Annotated in this window: 11 protein-coding genes; 3 read left to right on the top strand and 8 right to left on the bottom strand. The window is 56.6% G+C overall.

From position 1 onward, the window contains the following. Positions 1 to 10 precede the first annotated feature (10 nt). The 5 genes from P1X16_RS13935 to P1X16_RS13915 form a co-directional block, all read right to left on the bottom strand. The gene (locus P1X16_RS13935; RefSeq protein ID WP_277232944.1) at positions 11 to 1,492 is read right to left on the bottom strand and encodes an NAD(P)/FAD-dependent oxidoreductase; all 1,482 of its coding nucleotides are present in this window, start codon (positions 1,490 to 1,492) and stop codon (positions 11 to 13) included. Positions 1,493 to 1,685: 193 nt separating this feature from the next. Continuing rightward, the gene (locus P1X16_RS13930; protein WP_277229966.1) at positions 1,686 to 2,765 is read right to left on the bottom strand and encodes a chorismate mutase; all 1,080 of its coding nucleotides are present in this window, start codon (positions 2,763 to 2,765) and stop codon (positions 1,686 to 1,688) included. A gap of 240 nt (positions 2,766 to 3,005) precedes the next feature. Beyond that, positions 3,006 to 3,854 carry a prephenate dehydrogenase gene (locus P1X16_RS13925; protein ID WP_277229963.1) on the bottom strand — a complete coding sequence of 283 codons (849 nt, stop codon included), beginning with the start codon at positions 3,852 to 3,854 and terminating at the stop codon, positions 3,006 to 3,008. A 27-nt stretch (positions 3,855 to 3,881) separates the two neighbouring features. Next, a complete protein-coding gene (locus P1X16_RS13920) occupies positions 3,882 to 5,054 on the bottom strand; it encodes an aminotransferase class I/II-fold pyridoxal phosphate-dependent enzyme (RefSeq protein ID WP_277229960.1) in 1,173 nt (390 codons plus the stop codon). Positions 5,055 to 5,197: 143 nt separating this feature from the next. Next, a complete protein-coding gene (locus P1X16_RS13915) occupies positions 5,198 to 6,031 on the bottom strand; it encodes a prephenate dehydratase (RefSeq protein WP_277229957.1) in 834 nt (277 codons plus the stop codon). 442 nt (positions 6,032 to 6,473) lie between these two features. Between P1X16_RS13915 and P1X16_RS13910 the strand changes: the two genes are divergently transcribed. Then, positions 6,474 to 7,406 carry a hypothetical protein gene (locus P1X16_RS13910; RefSeq protein WP_277229954.1) on the top strand — a complete coding sequence of 311 codons (933 nt, stop codon included), beginning with the start codon at positions 6,474 to 6,476 and terminating at the stop codon, positions 7,404 to 7,406. 142 nt (positions 7,407 to 7,548) lie between these two features. Here the strand turns inward: P1X16_RS13910 and P1X16_RS13905 are convergent, their stop codons facing one another. Together P1X16_RS13905 and P1X16_RS13900 are read right to left on the bottom strand one after the other, a co-directional pair. After that, a complete protein-coding gene (locus P1X16_RS13905) occupies positions 7,549 to 8,883 on the bottom strand; it encodes an alkaline phosphatase family protein (protein ID WP_277229952.1) in 1,335 nt (444 codons plus the stop codon). 51 nt (positions 8,884 to 8,934) lie between these two features. Continuing rightward, positions 8,935 to 12,102, bottom strand: coding sequence for a carboxypeptidase regulatory-like domain-containing protein (locus tag P1X16_RS13900; RefSeq protein WP_277229949.1), 3,168 nt, complete (start codon positions 12,100 to 12,102; stop codon positions 8,935 to 8,937). 391 nt (positions 12,103 to 12,493) lie between these two features. Here P1X16_RS13900 and P1X16_RS13895 point away from each other — a divergent pair, with 391 nt between their 5' ends. Continuing rightward, positions 12,494 to 13,276 carry a porin family protein gene (locus P1X16_RS13895; protein WP_277229947.1) on the top strand — a complete coding sequence of 261 codons (783 nt, stop codon included), beginning with the start codon at positions 12,494 to 12,496 and terminating at the stop codon, positions 13,274 to 13,276. A 512-nt stretch (positions 13,277 to 13,788) separates the two neighbouring features. Then, a complete protein-coding gene (locus tag P1X16_RS13890; protein WP_277229945.1) occupies positions 13,789 to 16,212 on the top strand; it encodes a T9SS type A sorting domain-containing protein in 2,424 nt (807 codons plus the stop codon). Between the two features lie 218 nt (positions 16,213 to 16,430). Here P1X16_RS13890 and P1X16_RS13885 read toward each other — a convergent pair whose 3' ends face one another. Next, complete coding sequence (locus P1X16_RS13885; RefSeq protein ID WP_277229942.1) at positions 16,431 to 18,419, bottom strand: von Willebrand factor type A domain-containing protein; 1,989 nt, start codon at positions 18,417 to 18,419, stop codon at positions 16,431 to 16,433. Between the last annotated feature and the right edge of the window lie 160 nt (positions 18,420 to 18,579).

The raw sequence follows: 18,579 nt of genomic DNA, 5'->3' as shown, positions 1-18,579 counted from the left end.
GTCAGCTAGCTCAATTGCTATTAAGTGGAGGCGCAGGTTGCTTGAACACATCTTGCAAGGCCTGCCGGGCGGCGTGGTAGCCGCACATACCGTGCACGCCCCCGCCGGGAGGTGTGGAGGAAGAGCACAGATAGATGCCTTTGGCGGAAGTCCGGTAGGGAGAAGCACGGAGCGCGGGCCGGGTGAAAAGCTGCGTCACGCTCTGAATGCCTCCGTTGATGTCGCCGCCGATATAGTTACTGTTGTAGTCCTCCATCTGAGCGGTGTCGAAGGTGTGCCGGGCCAGAATACGCTCGCAGAAACCGGGCGCAAACCGCTCCACCTGCTTCTCGATAACCTCGGTCCTGTCCACCCGCGAACCGTTGGGAACGTGGCAGTAGGCCCAAGCGGTGTGCTTGCCAGCCGGGGCGCGGGTTGGATCAAACAGGCTTTGTTGGGCCAGCAATATAAAGGGACGCTCGGGGTGCCGGCCGTCGCTGGTTTGCTGCTCGGAGGCGGCAATTTCTTCGAAAGAACCACCCAGATGTACCGTACCCGCCTCGCGGCATTCTGGCGCCGTAAAGGGTATCGGCCCATCGAGGGCCCAGTCGATTTTGAACACGCCCATCCCGTAGCGGTATCGTTCTAACTGCCAGCGGTACAGCGACGAAAACTTGTGCCCGGCTATCTGGAGCAGTTGCCGGGGCGTCACATCGAGCAACACCGCGCGGGCAGAAGGCAGTTGCTCCAATGACTTCACGTAGAAGCCAGTTTCAACGGTGCCACCCAACGATTTGAAGTGCGAGGTCATGGCATCGGCAATAGCTTGCGAACCTCCCTGCGGAAGTGGCCACCCGCGCAAGTGGCCTACCGCCAGCAGTAATAGCCCGAAGGCCGCCGTGGTAGCGTTGCCCAATGGCTGAATAGAGTGGGCCGCCATACCCGCCCACAGCCCCCGAGCCTCCGGCGTGCGGAACCGCTTAACCAGCGCCGATGCTGAATTAATAGCATCGAGGCCAAAGCGCGCCATAGCAAACGGATGCCGCGGAATGCGGAGCGGCCCCAGAATAGCCGGCGCTAGTTTCGGCCAGTCGCGTACCACCGGCTCTAGCAGTTGGCGGTAAGCTGCCTCGTCGATGCCCAATTCTCGGGCGGTTTCAGAAAGGGAAGTAACCAGCTTGGCCGCCCGCCCGGTATCAAAAGGATGAGCCGCAGCCACGGGCGGGTCGATCAACTTCAAGCCGTAGTCAGCCAGCGGCAGGGTTTTGAAGAATGGCGACTCGGCCGCCAACGGATGGATTGCCGAGCAAATGTCATGTTTGAAACCTGGCAGCGTAAGCTCCGCTGTGCGCATTCCGCCCCCGATGGTGTCTTTGCCTTCCACGAGCAGCACCGACAGGCCGGCCTGTTGCAGCGTGATAGCCGCCGCCAACCCATTTGGGCCCGAGCCCACAACTACCGCATCAAAATCTCGCTTGTCCAATACCTTGTCATTAAATACTCTTACAAGTATAGAACGTATTCGGGCTTCCAACGGCTGTCTTTCAGCCCACCTACTCTTGCTGCTGGCGCCGCTAGTTTATCTCAGCTCAACAACTCGCTACGCGTTGAGTTTTGCTACAAAACGAGAGTTCGAGAGAAGTACAAGTATAACATTGCACCTTTCCCGAACTCTGATCTGATAATGAAGTACTTACACCTTAGCGCTACGAGTTCATCACCTTGTTCTGGCGGTTGATAGACTCCAAGTGAACGGCTTCGAGGTAGCTATGAATGAACTCGGGCGTAAGGCCCAAGGCCGTGCCCTGGCGCAGGCTGCGGTCCAGGATTTCGCTGTAGCGGTTGGTTTGCAGGATGGTGATGTCGTTGTCTTTCTTGTACTGACCGATTTGCTGCGCCACGCCCATGCGGCGGCCGAGCAGCTGCATGATTTCGGTGTCGAGTTGGTTGATTTGCTCGCGCAGACCCGCCAGAGCAGTTTGGAACTCGCGCTGGTTGTCGGGCTCGTGGCGCCATACCAAGTGCTCCAGCATGTCTTTGAGGGCGGCGGCCGTTACTTGCTGCTTGGCGTCGCTCCAGGCATTGTCCGGGTCGGGGTGCGACTCCAGCATGAGGCCATCGAAATCGAGGTCAATCGACTGCTGCGCTACGGCGGCCAGCGTGTCGCGGCGGCCGCAGATGTGGCTCGGGTCGCAGATGATGGGCAGGTCGGGCATCCGGCGCTTCATCTCGATGGGCAGGTGCCACATGGGGGCGTTGCGGAAGTCGGTGTTGCCGTAGCTAGCGAAACCGCGGTGAATCAGACCGAGGTCTTTCAGGCCGGCTTTGGCCAAGCGCTCTACGGCGCCCACCCACAGCTCTAGCTCCGGGTGAATCGGGTTCTTCACGAGCACCGGAATATCCACGCCCCGCAGCGCGTTGGCTATTTCCTGCACCGAGAATGGGTTGCCGGTGGTGCGGGCCCCTACCCACAGCACGTCCACTTCGAAGGCCAAACAATCCTCTACGTGTTTGGCCGTGGCCACTTCCACAGCCACTGGCAAGCCAGTTATTTCCTTGGCTTTGCGCAACCACGGCAGGCCCTTCGTGCCGATGCCCTCGAACATGCCCGGCTTGGTGCGGGGCTTCCAGATGCCAGCACGCAGCATATCCACGCGGCCCGTAGCCGCCAGTTCAGTGGCAGATTGCAGCACTTGCTCTTCGGTTTCGGCGCTGCATGGTCCGGAAATTAGAAGCGCCTTTTTGTGGATGTTCACGGTCTTGGGCGCGAGGGCAGTTTGGTTCATGGTATTGAAGTGTATGTGCGAAGTTTTAAAAGTGTTTTTGTGTCAGAAAAGACTTCCTATTTGATCTGGCGTCCACAGAGCTGAAGCATCTCGCGCGGTGCCGCTGGAGAAGTACTGTCATGCTGAGCGCAGCCGAAGCATCTCGCGTGCTGATGTAGGAGTACTAATCAGACATCAGCACGCGAGATGCTTCGGCTGCGCTCAGCATGACTGACGTTCAAGACTGCCTAGATTATAGGTTTAGGAAATGATTTTGCGAATGTGGTTGGCTTGTTCAATGGAATGTCGCAGCCCTTCGTAGTCCTCATCGGCTAGCAAGCGGCGTAGCTCCTGGAGCTGCCGCAGATGCTCGTCTAGCACGTCGAGCACGTTGGTGCGGTTCTGACGGAAGATGGGTACCCACATAGCCGGAGAGCTTTTCGCCAGACGCACCGTCGACTCGAAACCGCCGCTAGCCAAATCAAAGATACGCTGCTCTTCTTTCTCTTTCTCCAACACGGTGAGTGCCAGCGCAAAAGAGGTGATGTGCGAAATATGCGACACGTACGCGGCGTGCAAGTCGTGGTCAGCGGCATCGAGGTAGAGCAGGCGCATAGGCAAGGCCCGAAACAAGTTCTCTACTAGTTGCACTGCATCCGGGTCGCTGCGGTGCGCGTCGCACATCACTAGGGTTTTGCCGGCAAACAAGTGCTGCACGGCCGCCTCGGGTCCGGAGTACTCGGTACCGGCCATGGGGTGGATGGCCACGAAACGTCCACGGTTTGGGTGCTCGGCCACGGCCGCCAGCAGTTTCTCTTTGGTAGAACCCACATCTACTACTACTTGGCGGCCGGTGGCAGCATCCAGCACCTGCGGCAACACGCTGAGCATGGCATCCATGGGCACGGCTACTACTACTAGGTCGGCGGCGGCTACGGCGGTGGCGAGGTCGGTTTCAATTTCGTCGATCAGGCCGAGTTCCAACGCGCGCCGGGCGTTTTCGGGGCTAGCTTCGACTCCTATAAAGCGGGTGGCTAGGCCCTGCTGCCGTAAGCTTAACGCTAGGGAGCCCCCAATCAACCCGATTCCTATTACAGTTACGATGGTCATGTTCGTTGGAAGTTTACCTGTGTTTAGCTAGGCCAACGCCTTGCGTGACTGCACAATGCGGTCCACCGCCTTCCGAAGCACTGCTTCGCTTTGGCAGAGACTCACCCGGATAAAACCGTTGCCGTTGCTACCGAAAATGCCGCCGGGCGTCAGGAACACGCGGGCCTCATTTAGTAGCTCGTCGCTAAGGGCATAGCCATCGGTATAGGCGGGTGGCACGGCGGCCCACACAAACAGGCCGGTTTGCTCAGGGTCAGGCTGGCAGCCGAGGGTGTGCAGCAGCTCGAATACCACCTGACGGCGGCCCTTGTACACGGCGTTGAGCTCTGCAAACCACTCATCCCCAAGTGCTAGCGCCGCTACGGCCGCCTGCTGCACTGGCAGAAACATGCCCGAATCCATGTTGCTCTTGAAGCGCAATACCTCCCGCAGCCAATCGGCGCGGCCCGCGAGCAAGCCTACGCGCCAGCCAGCCATGTTGTGCGACTTGCTCAGCGAATTCAGTTCCAATGCCACTTCCCGCGCCCCCGGCACCGCCAGTAAGCTCATGGGCGCATCGTTGAGGATGAAGCTGTAGGGGTTGTCGTGGATCAGCATGATCTGGTGCTGCTGCGCAAAGGCCACAAGGCGCGCAAGGAACGCCGCATCGGCGCGGGTGCCGGTGGGCATGTGCGGGTAGTTGACCAGCATCATCTTCACCTCACTCAAGTCCGACTCGGCTAGGGCCTCCAGGTCGGGTAGCCAACCAGTAGCTTCCGTCAGGTTGTACTCGCGGATGGTGGCGCCGCAGATTTCGGCTACTGCCCGGTAAGTGGGGTAACCTGGGTTCGGAATCAACACCACGTCGCCGGCTTCCAAGAACGTCATCCCGATGTGCATCAAGCCTTCTTTCGAGCCGAGCAAGGGTAGCACTTCGGTAGCCGGGTCGAGGGTCACGCCGTAGGCGCGGTCGTACCATTCGGCCACGGCCGCACGCAAAGCCGGAATGCCTTGGTAGCTCTGGTAGCCGTGGGTGGTGGGCAGCGCAGCTGAGGCCGTGAGAGCTGCCGTTACGGTTGGGTGCGGCGGCAGGTCGGGGCTGCCGATGCCGAGGTTGATGATGTCGGCGCCAGCTTGGTTGAGGGCCGCAATTTCGCGCAGCTTCTGCGAGAAGTAGTATTCACCGGTATTCGCTAAGCGCTGAGCAGTTGAAACTTGCATGGCGGTTTGTTGATGGTTGCCAGTTACTCGGGAAGATTTCCAAGCTCCTGCTTGGTGCATTATCGACTTGTTTCTTGTTGAGGCAGAGCCGCCGTTAGCAGCATCTTATCAAGCACATGCTTGATGGTGATAAGCGGACTCGGTCAATAATATTCGCCGCGTTGATAGGCACCAAGCACTTGCAGATCGTCGGTGAGCAGGGTCAACTCTTGCAGCAGCGCCGGCAGTTGTGCGGCTTCGTCGAACTCGACATCAGCATGGAAGTAGTACTGCCAGGTGCGCCCCGGCCGCGGGCACGACTGTAGCTTGGAAAGGTTGAAGCCGTGGCCGGCAATGCACGTTAGCACGCGGGCCAAGCTGCCGCGCTGGTGGTCGGTGTGAAAATAGAGCGAGGCTTTGTTGGCCGTACTGATGGACCGCTCGGGGTCTTGACGCTCCAGCACCAGGAAGCGGGTGTAATTTTCGGGGTCGGCGTGAATATCGTGGGCCAGCACCTCCAGCCCGTAGAGCCGGGCGGCCGCTTCGCCGGCCACAGCCGCAATTCCTATCTGGCTGTGCTCGCGCAAGTGTCGGGCACTGAGGGCGGTATCTACAGTTTCAACCAATTGCCAGGGGTGCAGGGCCAAGAAGTCGGCGCATTGCAGCAGCGCCACCGGATGCGAGTGCACCTCCCGAATATCGGCCAGTTCTTGCCCCGGCAAGGCTAGCAAGTGCTGCCGGATGCGCAAGTATACCTCGCCCGTCACTTGCACCGCCGACCGCTGCAACAAGCTGTAGTTGGGCAGGATGCTGCCAGCAATGGAATTCTCAATGGCCATCAATCCAACCTCAGCGGCGCCACTCGTTACCTGCCGTACTACTTCGCTAAAAGTGGCGCAGGGCGCAATAGCCGGGGTTGAGCCGAAATAGTGACGGGCGGCCAACTCGTGGAAGCTGCCCGCATAACCCTGAATAGCAATGGCGGAAGAGGAGGACATTAGGGGTGACCGATAAGAAGAAGGAGAGGGAAGCACGGGACTTAGGAAAAGAGCATGAAAAAGGGCTCCACTGTGCGGGGCCCTAGGTTTGCGGTGTGCGGTGAGTCAGCAGCGGCAAAAACGGGCCTAGTTCTTCGAGTAAAAGAACGGGTAATAGAAGAAGGTAAAAATGGGAGCGAAGTGGCGCATGGAAGGAAAAGACGTAAAAAAAGCGCCTCTCGAAGTCGAGAGGCGCTGGAGTTTTCAGGTTGGAAAAGCTACACGGCGGCTGCTCGACTACGCAGAAGCGCAGAAGTAATAAAAGCCAAAAAAGTAGCGTTGCTGTGCCATGGGTGAGTAGCTTAACGGCGGCAATGTGGAGAAAGATTTTCAGAAAATCAACGATTTACCTTCTTCATTTTGTTAACTGGTACCGCCCCGAGTTTCGTATACACGACCACCTATGCAACACCGTCTCCTCTTTCTCTTGCTTTTGCCCCTGAGTTTGGCGTGTCCCTCCTTCGCCCAAACTCAACCCGACGCCAAGCCTTCCAAGCCGGCTGCCGCAGCTAAACCTGCTGCCACTAAAACGAAATCAGCCACCGCGGCAGCCAAACCAGCGGCCACGCCAGCCAAGGCCACTGCCGAAGCCGATGTACTAGAAAGAGCGTCGCAGCTGATGCAGGACCGTAAGTACGAGTCGGCTTACAAAGTGCTCAACCGCTTCGACCCCAAGCACCGCCGCCCGGCCGTGGTGCTCAAGAAAATGGAGCTGGCAATCAACTACAACCTGCGCAGCCGCGAGTACGAGGCGTTCGGCTTCCGCGACTTGGAACCGCTCGAACGGCTCGATTCGTTGCGGGTCCGCTACAGCCGCGCCGCCATACCCTACAACTTCCCGATAGAGCGCACGCTGCTGAGCTTGAAAAAGCAGTACCCCGCCAACTACAAAATAAGCCGGGCCTTAGGCGACTATTACTACCAAGTGTTGCAGTGTGATTGTGCCGAAGCCGAGAAGTCGCCCAAAACGCTGATGTCGCTGGTAGCGCGCAACTACACCACGGCCAACGCCCACGGCCTCGGCGACTTCACATCGTATTATGCGCTCGGCTACGTGAACATGCTGCGGAATCGGTTTGCCGAGAGCGTGGCGCCTTTCAAACGGGCCATCAAGCTGCGCCCGAGTTATGCCTGGACTCATTTCCACTTGGCCTATAGCTACAACGAACTCAAGCAACTGGCTAAGGCAGGCGAGGAAGCCCGTGCGGCGGCCCGCTACTTCACCGACGACCCGCAGATGAAGAGCGATGCCCTGTATATGGTGGAAGACATAGAACGCCGCCTCGCCACTACAACCACACCTAGTTCGAAAACCAGTTCCAAGAAAAAGATGTAGGCTAGGCTATAAAAGCAAAGAACTAAAACGACAAACGGACCGCAAAAATTGCGGTCCGTTTGTCGTTTTAGCCTCTTGCACTACACGAGCAATAGAATTCAGTAAGTATAGGTAGCACGTAAATTCACCAAGGGCTGGCCGTCTACCGCTTCACCACTTGCGCGGGCACAGGGCTTTGGGCACCCGTGAACGGCAGACCCAACAACCGGGCGGTAATAGGAGCTACATCTTGCAGCGCCATTTGGGGCACCACCTGCCCGGCCGTAAAGCCAGGACCAAAGCCAATGAAGCCGGTTTGGATTTGGGCGAAATCGGGGAAGAAGCCGTGGGTGCCGCCTTTGCCGAGCCGTATTACTTCGCCTTCGCGGCTGCTGTTCATGGATACGCCCGGTACGGGGGCCAGCGCCAGCGCCACATTCGGGTCGGCGCCAATCTGGTCTAGCTCGGCGCGCTCCACCACCCGGAACAGGTTGCGCTGCTCGGCGGGTGCGGCGGCCAATAGGCGGCGTACTTGCTCCAAGGTTTTCTTGTCGTTCTTGGTTTTCAGCATCAAGAAAGCGGCGGCGCCGGAAGTGTGAAACTGCGCTTTCCAGTCACCTTTGTTGGCGCCGTACAGGCCGTTCTGCGCCAGCCACACGTTGGGGGCCAGCGTGGTGGTGATGTCCACGAAGCCATGGTCACCGGTTACTATCACGGCCGTTTCCTTTTCGATGCCCGCTTTGGTGAGAGCCTCCACAATGTTGCCCACCACCCAATCGGCGGTGGCTAGGGCCCGGCGCACGTGCTCCCCGTCGCGGCCGTCTTGGTGCTCGGCGTGGTCTACCCCGAATACGTGCAAGGTGAGCAGCGCGGGCTTGTAGGTTGCCATCAGGTAGGCCGCAATACGGCTGCCGTTTTCGTCGCCGCTGACATAGTCGCTGCTCATGTCGCGGGCCGTGAGCTTGCCGGTGGCGTTGGTTTCAATTTCCTCCATCAGGCCTTTAGGCATAGTTTGCTCGCGCACCGGCGTGAAACGGTCCATATTTTTATCGAGCGACCAAAACTCGGGCACGTTGTAGTCGATGGGGGCGCCCACCGACACGGGCCACATCACGGAAGCCGACTTGAGGCCCGCTTTGTGCACGGCGTCCCAAAGCGTTTCGGTCTTGATTAGGTTTTCCTCCCAATACCAGCGCCCAGTGGCGCCATCGGGCTCGAAGGGCGAGTTGTAGTAGATTCCGTGCTGCAGCGGGGCCACGCCCGTAATGAGCGTGGTGTGCGACGGATACGTCACGCTCGGAAACACGCCCCGCACCCCATCGGCCGAGGTGCCCTGCGCGGCCATGCGCTGCAAGTTGGGCGTCGGCCACTTGGCTTCCCGGTAGAAATCGGGCCGGAACCCGTCGATGCTAATGAGAACTACGTGCTTGGCCGCTTGACCGAACGAGGTAAATGCCAGGCCGAAACTCAGGCCTACAGTGGCGAGAAATGACTTCATCTAGATGGAAGGGAAAGGTGATGACGAGTTGAAGTCTATTCGAATAGGTTCTTAGAAAGAATAGCGGGCGCCGAGCTGGAGCTGGTATGGCGTACCGTTTTGGAGCGTAGTGCCCACGTTCTCGTTGACGCGGTAGGTGTAGCGCCGCGTGGTTTGGTTGAAGCCACTAACCGTCAGCAGGTTCTGGTTGCCGAGGTTATAGTTCACGCCCCAGTCCTTGTTGAGCAGGTTGGCGAAGTTGAAGGCATCGACGCTGAAGGTGAGGCCCTGGTTTTTGAAGGTCTTGAAGGTCTTTTGCAGGCGTACATCAAACGTGCCCGAGAACGGGTTGATGCCCCCGTTGCGGTCGGCAATGCCGCCAAGGCTGCGCCGGATGTAGTCTTTGGCCCGGTTGTCGGGGTTGTCGAGCACCTTCTGCATGGAGGCCGCCACGGCCGGGTTGGTTTCCGGGTTGTTGGGGTCGAAGACGAAGGCCAGGTCATTGTCGGTACCGGGGCCACCCACGAAGTCACCGTTGATGTCGGCGTCCACGAGCAAGGAGTAGCGCGTGCCGCCTAGGCCGGTGAACCGGGCGCTCAGCGCAAAGCCTTTCACGGTAGGCGAGCTGCCGAAGAACACGACCTTGTGCCGGAACTGGTTGTCGGAATAGTTGATTTCGCTTAGGCTACGCGGGTCCGACTTCACGGGCCGGAAGGTGGACGTATTGGCCACGTTGCCGTTGTAAGACGTGTTGTCGCGGGTATCGTTGAGGGTGTAGCTGGCGTTGAAATACCCGTCGCGGAAGTAGCGCAGCTCGGCATCCACAATCATAGCCGCCTGCCTAACTTTAGCGCCATTGGTGAACTCCAGCGTGCGGCCCACGGCCGGCGTTTTGCGCCCGAGCACGTTGTTGGTGATGCCCGCGCCGGTGATGGTGTTGGCCGGCACGAATACGCCGCGGTTGGCTTCGTTGTCGAGCGTGAAGTAGGGCTGGTCCACGAGGTTGCGGTCCAGGTACACGTAGTTGTCGCGGGTGTAGGAGTACAGGAAGTTGACGCCCACCCGCAGCCAGCTGCTCACAATGCGGTTCACGCTCAAGTTGGCCTTGTACACGTTCGGCACCTGCAAGTCTTTGTTGTTCAAGTTAATGGTCGACACGTACGGCACACCCGGCAGCAAGTCGGGAGCCGTAGAAGGGTCGGCGCGGTAGGCGGGGAAGTCGGGACGGGGCACAGGATTCTGACCCGAGGAAGGCCGCGTCACGTCGATGGAGGCCACCTTGGTGCCGCTGTTCTGGATGTTGTTGACCTGAGCGTAGTTGACGGGGTTGGCCGAGAAAATGCCGCCGCCAAGCCGGACGATGCTTTTCCGTTCGCCCTTCACGTCCCACGTCAGCTGCACGCGGGGCTGAATGTTGTTCCAGTCGGTGGGGTTGTTGTCGGTGCGCAAGCCTAGCGCTTCTTGCACCACGGGGTTGTAGGCACCGGCCGTCAGGTAGCTCGTCATGTCCCAACGCAAGCCCACAATGGCTTCCACGTGGGGCAGCGGATTGTACTGCGCCTGCCCAAACAACGAGGTATTCAACACGTACTGCTGCACCGATGGCACGCCTTGCAACGGTACTTCCCGCGCGTAGCGGGTCGGATTTAAGTCGTTGAATTCCTGCACGCTATTGAACACAAAGCGCCCGTTTTGCTCGCTGGAAATGTAGGTATCCAGGTAAGTCAGCGTGTTGTCGGTGCCGAAGGTGAAGTTGTAGCGGCCTTTGGTCAGGTACGTGGTATTGACGAGCTGGATCTGGTTTTCCAGGTTGTTTTCGGGCGTGAAACGCTGCCCGCCAAGCTGCACCGACGTACTCCCCTGCCGCCCGTTGGGCAGGCGCGAGCGGACCGTCACAATGGCCCGCGGAATGTTGGCGGCCGGCAGTTGGTCGTTGGGGGTGTAGTCGCGCTTCACGGTCTGGTACTGCACCTTCAACTCGTTAAGCAGGTCGGGGCTGAACTGCGTGCGCAACGAAGCCAATGTGCTGTTCTCGCGCGACTTGAAGTTTCCGTACACCTCATATAGGTTGATAGACGAGTTGTCGTCGGTGCTGTTGGGGTTGTTCCAGTCGCTGTAGTTATTGCGCAGCGTCAGGCGGTTATTCTCGTTGATCTGCCAGTCGAGGCGCGCAAAAAATGTGTTAGCCAACGTCTTACGTCCGAACTCGCCGGTTTGCCGGGCGCTGCTTAGGCCGTACTTATTGCGGGCAATGGTCAGCACCGTATCCAGCGCCCCCGCACTGATACCCAAAGCATTGGCATCCGCATCCGACTTAATATCGGCAATAAAAAACGGAGCCGACTGATCTTGCCGGTCCAGGGCCGTGAAGAAGTGCAGTTTGTCCTTGATGATGGGGCCGCCGAGGCTAAAGCCGTACTGGTTGGTGGTAAAATTTTGGGTGCGGCGGTTGCCCCGGATGTCGTAGGGGCTGGCCAGGAAATCGGCGCGGTAGTAGTCGAAGATCGAGCCGGTGAAGGTGTTGGTGCCCGACTTGGTAACGGCGCTGATGGTGCCGCCGCCTTGGCGGCCTTGCGTCACGTCGTACACGTTGGTAGCCACCTCGAATTCGCGGATAGCCTCCAGCGAAAGCGAGTACGGTCCGTTGCCTACCGCCCCAGACGTGAGGTTGTTACGAGCACTCACCCCATCAATCAGGTAATTGGTCGACGAGGGCAATTGGCCGCCTACGCTGCCCCCGTTGGAGGTGGGCGCCAGCGAAGCCAGGTTGGTGAAGCTGCGGTTGAGCGTCGGAATCTGGCGGATGGTTTGGTCGGTGATGGCCGTGCTGCTGCCTAGGCGGTCGATGCGGCTGTTGAGGGCGTTGCCGCGCACCACCACTTCCTGCAAGCCAACGGTGGAAGGCTGCATAGTGAAATCCACAGCCAGTTGGTCGCCTAGGTTCAGCGTCAACTCGTTTTTCACTTGGTTGGTGGAACCGATGTAGCTGGCCCGCACGGTATAGGGCTTGCCAAGTGGAAGCTGCCGCAGAAAATAGCGTCCCTCTGCATTGGTGACGGTCGTCGTCTGGAAACCCGTTGCCTCATTGCGCACAATAATGGTTACGCCCGGCAGGGTAACACCTTTTTCATCAACTACCCGCCCCGCAATGGAAGCATCGGTCGATTGGCTGAAACCGGAGAAGGCACTCAGCAGTGCAACTGAAAAAACGGTGGAAAAGAGAGGAAAATCTTTGCACATAGCAGCAGGCTTGAATGAAGCCGCAAAGGTTCCTGCCTAGTGTAAAGGCAATATTATGGCCGCAAGACGATGGTGTTATCGTTTTGCCAGGATCAGCCTGCACTTTTCACAGAGACTTCACACGCAACATAGTGTCTGCGTAGCAACCCCTTGTTTTCTTATAGCCGTTGAGCTTGCGTACCGAGGTTAGTATCTGCACCTAGTGAGAATGCCGCAAGCTTTATGCCTCACCTTGGCTATATAGCTGCGCTTTGCCGCTTTTTGGGGTCTATGGCCTATCTCCTGACAAGTCTAAATCGGAATTGGCACGGTTTTGTAATTAGCCTTCGCAACACCGGCTTTTCTGCGACGCGCAACGCATCTCCGGTTCACAACTCTCAATCTTCCTGCTATGAATACGAAGCGACTTTTCGGCCGCCTGGCCGCGGCTACCCTTTTGTTTTCCGCCTTTACTCTCTCCGCGCAGGCTCAAATTCAGCCCCACCGCGTACCAGCTTATACCGGCAAATACACTGGCAAAGCACAAGCTCGCTCGGTATATTCTCCAAAATCAACGAGTTCCGCCCTCGGCCCGCAGTTCGGTATCCGGGCCGGCGTAAACGTATCCGACTGGTCGGGCGACGCGGTGCAAAGCGTGATGGACGTAGCCGACTTTTCCAGCGGCGCCGTCACCAAAGAAATGAAGCCTGGCTTCCACGTAGGCTTCTACGCCACGCTGCCATTGGGTTCGAGCTTCGCCATCGAGCCGGGCATCAGCTACTCCGAGAAAGGCACCAAGTTGGTTGGTACCATTCCCTTCGAGCCGCTTGATTTCCTGAATGCCCGCGTGACGGCAACTTCCCGCATGGCGTACATTGATGTGCCGGTACTAGCCAAAGCTTACATCACGCCCGGCTTCTACTTATTCGCCGGCCCGCAAGCCTCCTTCCTGGTCAGCAACAACGCCCGTGTAGAAGCCAGCGCCCTCGGCTTCTCGGCCTTCAAGCAAGACTTCGACATCAAAGACCAGTTCCGCCCCGTCGATTTTGGTGTAGTAGGCGGCATTGGCTATCAGTCCACCAGCGGCATCGGCTTCAGCGCCGGCTACGACTATGGCCTCTCCTCCCTTGACAAGAACAACCGCTTCGACTCTTATAACAGAGTTATTAAAGCTTCGCTGAACTACTCGTTTTAAGCAATCCTCTAAGTTGCCAGCAAGCTACTTTGCAGGTAAGCTATAAAAGCAGCATTCAATGCTGATGACTCATAATATTATGGGCCATCAGCATTGAATGCTGCTTTTATAGTTCAAGCCTCTTTAAAATTTACTGAATCAACCACTGCTTATTGGGATGATTCAGGCAAGTGTAATTATCATACCCGATCTGCAGCAAATTACAAACCGACTAATTCATATTATATAAATACAATTTTATCAATTACTATTCAAGCTTATTCAAGGTAAACCACACTAATAATACCATATTGACTTCCTACCTTTGGTCTATTAGGAATTGTTTGCCCTATGATCATTTAACATGATTCTATTAATCTCATTTTGTCTGAACATTTATGTATAAAATCTCTACTTCATTCATTTTAGCCGCCTCGCTATTCTGCTGCTTAGAAGGAGCTACAGTACTTAATGCCCAGTCACTAGATCCCTCTTTTCAACCTACTGTACTGAAAACGCCACTTACAGCAGGCTTGCAGTTAACAGTAAATTCGCTGGCCGTACAACCTGATGGAAAAATTTTAGTTGCAGGTGGCTTCGACTTTGTGAATGGAACCCTTACAGGTAAGCTACAGCGCCTCAACCCCGATGGCACCACAGATGCTACTTTCAATGTGGGGGGCACCGGGGCTAACGGATTCATCTCCAATATCCTGCTTCAGCCTGATGGCAAGATTCTGGTAGGTGGTGGCTTCACGACCTTCAACGGTCAGCCCTTTCCACTAGTAGTACGCCTCAACTCCGATGGTTCAGTTGATCAAAGCTTTACCTTTGGCACCGCTGCTTCTATCCGACAGATCACTAGCTTAGCTTTGCAGCCAGATGGCAAAATACTGGTTGGTAGCGGCACAACTTTTAACGGCGGTGTGCAGACCGGCGGGCTTGTACGACTACAACCCAATGGGACAGTGGATTCATCATTCAATAGTGGAACTGGTATGGACCAAGGTGGATCTGTATCAACTATTTTAGTACAAGCCGATGGCAAGATTCTGATAGGAGGTTCTTTCACTAATTTCGCCGGCCAACAGCTACGTTGGCTAGTTCGCCTAACCAGTACTGGTGTGGTAGACCCCAGCTTTATTGCCAACACAACAAACATCAACCTCGGTCCTATATCGGCTCTGGCCCAGCAGCCCGATGGCAAGCTCCTGATAGGAGGATCATTTACACAAGTTGATGGACAGCCAGCCGCACGAATAGCGCGCTTGTTGCTTGATGGCACCCTCGATAACTCATTCCAGCCTGGTACTGGCGCTAATAATACTGTTCGTAGTATCAGCCTGGAACCCAACGGCAGCATCGTTATCGGAGGCAACTTCACACAAGTGAATGGCATTAATCGAGGCCGAGTGGCACGCCTTACCTCTACAGGCAACCTCGACACAAACTTTGCAGCTGGAGTTGGAGCTAGCAACCAAGTCAACTACGTTACAACTATTCCTGCTGGCCAAGTGTTAGTTGCCGGCGGCTTTCCTCAATATAACGCTACTTCTTATGGTGGCATTGTTCGGCTAAATGGTACTACTGGCTTGCCTGACGCAGCATTTGCGCCAGTAGTCGAAGCTCGAGGAATACTTACGCAGGCAGTACCACTATCTAACGGGCAGCTATTAGTAACCGGTAATTTTACCCAGTTTAATGGCTTGCCCGCTCCTGGCAGCGCTAATGCGGTACGCCGCATCAATGCCGATGGTACCCTCGATGCCAGTTTCGTGTCCCAATCCACTGGTGCTGGCATTGTACAAGCCCTGCAGCCCAATGGCAGCTTCTATCTATTGGGAAACCAATTGTCCTACGTTTCACTCCAACGGCAGTTCGCATCAGGTGCCATCGACAATAGTTTTAATGCTCAGCCTTTTGGACCAACTACATTCAGCCCTGGTGTAGTACCAGCGCAATTACAAGGCGCAGTAGATCTGAACAACGGACAACTACTCGTATTTGGCCGTTTCCGTACTTACGGAGGCTTGAGTAACTTAAATGGTCTAGTGCGCCTCAACGCTGATGGTACACCTGATAATACTTTTGCAACAGTTAGTGGCCAGGCGGCCCGTCGTGTTGCTAAGGTGTTAGTACAATCTAGCGGGAAGTTGTTGGTGGTGAGTGATGATTTTCCCAACTCATCGGCCACTACTCTTGAGCGTCTCAACGCCAACGGCTCTCCAGACAACACTTTCTCAGTAGGAACGGCGGCTGGCACTGGTGCTGCTTATACAGTTCTGTCACAGCCTGATGGGCGTTTATTGGTTAGTGGCTCGTTCACTACCTTTAATGGCCAGCCAGCACCCTACGGTGTGGTTCGTCTTACAGTTGATGGCAGCGTTGACCCGACGTATTCCGCGTTAGCAGATTTTTATGTTCTGCGAGCAGTACAGCCAGACGGCCGCCTGCTCGCTAGCCGCAACTCGCCTGCTTACAGTAATACGCTTGTTCGCCTCAACCTTGATGGCAGTCTTGACGCAAGCTTTAATCCGATAGCCGTTCCGCAAAGTATTTTCACTGGTGATGATGTATTGAACGGTATTGCACTTCAGCCAACCGACGGCAAAATCGTCCTCTTCGGTTCATTCCGCTATGTAGCCGGACAAACTCGCATTGGCTTGGCTAGGCTTAGCAACATTGCGCTGAACACACATAAGGCACTGGCCTGGCAGCCTCTAGAGCTTTACCCCAATCCAGCCCATGAATCCGTAAATCTACAATTACCTGCCGCCTCCAAAACTCGACCCGCCACCCTAGTAGATTTGAACGGCCGCACGGTGAGACGCTGGTCTGTGCCTGCTCAGCAATCTAAAACCCAACTGAGCCTAAACGCAGTACCGGCTGGTGTATATCTGTTGCAAGTGCATGGCGAATCTGCGCTATACCAACAGAAAGTAATTGTAACGCACTGATTTTAATAGTCGATTAAATAAGTCTCGATTAAGAACAACCGCATCAACTACCACAAAGCCCCTGCCGGTAACCGGCAGGGGCTTTGTGGTAGTTGATGCTAAAGGCCAGGCCGGGTAGCACGGGTAATATGCAACCGGTAGTCTGCAACCAACCGGAACTCCCGCCGCAATAGGTGAGTGAAAGTCCCAGCCTGACCCAATACCTTGATTTCTGATTCTTACCGGGCGCCGTAGCCGTTCAGTGCTGGCTGCAACCCGTCCGCAATTTTAATTAAACGCACCAACTCTGCGCGATACCCCTCCACATCTTTTCCCCTTGCTTGATTCGCCAACTGAGCTGTACTCTCGAAAGTAGCAGTACCTCTGTACATTGACTCCCGTAGTAGCATTCCAAATTGAGCAACCGCAGTAGCGAAACGTATGTTTTCGGAAGCCCGTTCCAATGGTGTGACTGGTCCGAGCAATGTGCGCTCAAACAACCGGCTGGTACTGCCCTGCGGCTCCTTATAACGCAGCTTCACCATCAGTACGTCTGCGGAAGCTGGCGCGGGCTTTTCGGGACTGGCACTGGTTTGATACTTAAGTTTATCAACGGCAGCAGGGGCGCCGACGGGCACCACCTCATATAGGGCCGTGACTGTGTGGCCCGCGCCCATTTCGCCGGCATCTTTACGGTCGTTGTTGAAGTCTTCGGCGGCAAGGGTGCGGTTTTCGTAGCCAATAAGGCGGTATTCGCGTACCCGAGCGGGGTTGAATTCCACTTGCAGCTTCACATCTTTGGCCAGCGTAAAGAGCGTGCCGCCGAACTGCCGCACCAGCACCCGCCGGGCCTCGTCGAGGTTGTCGAGGTTGTCGAGGTAGGCGTAGTTGCCGTTGCCTTTGTCGGCGAGCAGTTCCATTTTCTTGTCTTGATAATTGCCCTGGCCCACGCCGAGCACCGTCAAGAACACCCCCGATTCCCGTTCCTGCTCTATCAGGTGTTCCATGGCGTCGTCGCTTTGCTCGCCCACGTTGAAGTCGCCGTCGGTGGCAAGTATCAAGCGGTTGTTGCCGTCTTTGGTGAAGTTTTCGCGGGCCACTTGGTAGGCTAGGCGCAAACCGGCTCCGCCCGCCGTGGAGCCACCGGCCCGTAGGTCATCAATGGCCCGCAGAATCTGGCTGCGTTTGTCGCCGGCCGTGGGAGGGAGCACGAGGCCGGCGGCTCCGGCGTACACCACCAACGCTACCTTGTCTTGGGGCCGCAACTCCTTCACCAGCAACTGCAACCCGGCTTGCACCAGCGGCAGCCGGTCGTCATCGTCCATCGAGCCCGACACGTCCACCAGAAACACCAGATTAGCGGGCGGCAGCTTATCGGTGGCAACTTGCTTGCCCTGCAACCCTACATGTACCAGCTGGTGCGCCGGGTTCCAGGGGCAAGTGGCCAGTTCGGTAGTCACCGAAAACGGCTCGGGGCCGGTGGGCTGCGGGTAGTCGTAGTGAAAGTAGTTCAGCATTTCTTCGATGCGAACGGCGTCTGCTGGCGGGCGTTGGCCCTGGTTGAGAAAGCGACGCACGTTGGTATAGCTGGCTGCATCCACATCAATGCTGAAGGTGCTAAGCGGGTCTTTGGTAGCGTTGTGAAACCCGTCTTCTTTGACATGCGCATAGGATTCACCGGCGCCAGGAGCGGGGCGTGGCACCGTCGGAAAATAGCCATGCAGGGCTCTCGCCCCGCGAATTCGTATCCCCTCGGCTTTAACTTTCTGACCCTGAGCGATATGCACACCGGCAACTTTGTCTGACAACTCTTCCTGCACTTGGTTAGGTGCAGTGCCAGCGGCACTTATTACCACTTCATTCAGTGGCGTGTTGTCGAGCCGCAACGCCACGTTTACCACGCGCTTCTCTTTGGTGACTTTGCGCTCCTGCGACACATAGCCAACCTGACTAATAACGAGTACCCGCTTACCGGCCGGCATTGTTAAAGCATAGGTGCCATCTGGGTTAGTGGAAACGCCAGTGTTGGTGCCTTTTGCTAGCACAGTCACGCCTGGCAGGCCTTTACCTGTAACTGCATCGGTGATGCGCCCGCGCACCGTAAGCGTGTCAGAAGCCTGGGGCGAAACAAACGAGGCCGCCGGGCCCGCTGGTTTATGTGCAAGTGAGGCCGCAAAGGCTAGGCTAGTAGTGGCGACCAGCAGCGGCAGAAGCAAGGAGTTCTTCATAACAGGCAGGATTAGGTGAAGCGGATACCTGTCTGATGCTTGCGCACTCCGGATTCCATACCGAGCAACAAGAATTTTTGCTCGGTGCTCTGCTAGCTTCTTCACAAAAAAGCAGGCTGCCCGATCTGTGGACAACCTGCATTTCGCACTAGCTACATTT

Origin of the sequence: Hymenobacter sp. YC55 (assembly GCF_029433095.1) — a bacterium.
In the GTDB taxonomy this organism is placed as follows: Bacteria; Bacteroidota; Bacteroidia; order Cytophagales; family Hymenobacteraceae; genus Hymenobacter.
This window is presented reverse-complemented; position numbering and strand designations above follow the sequence as displayed.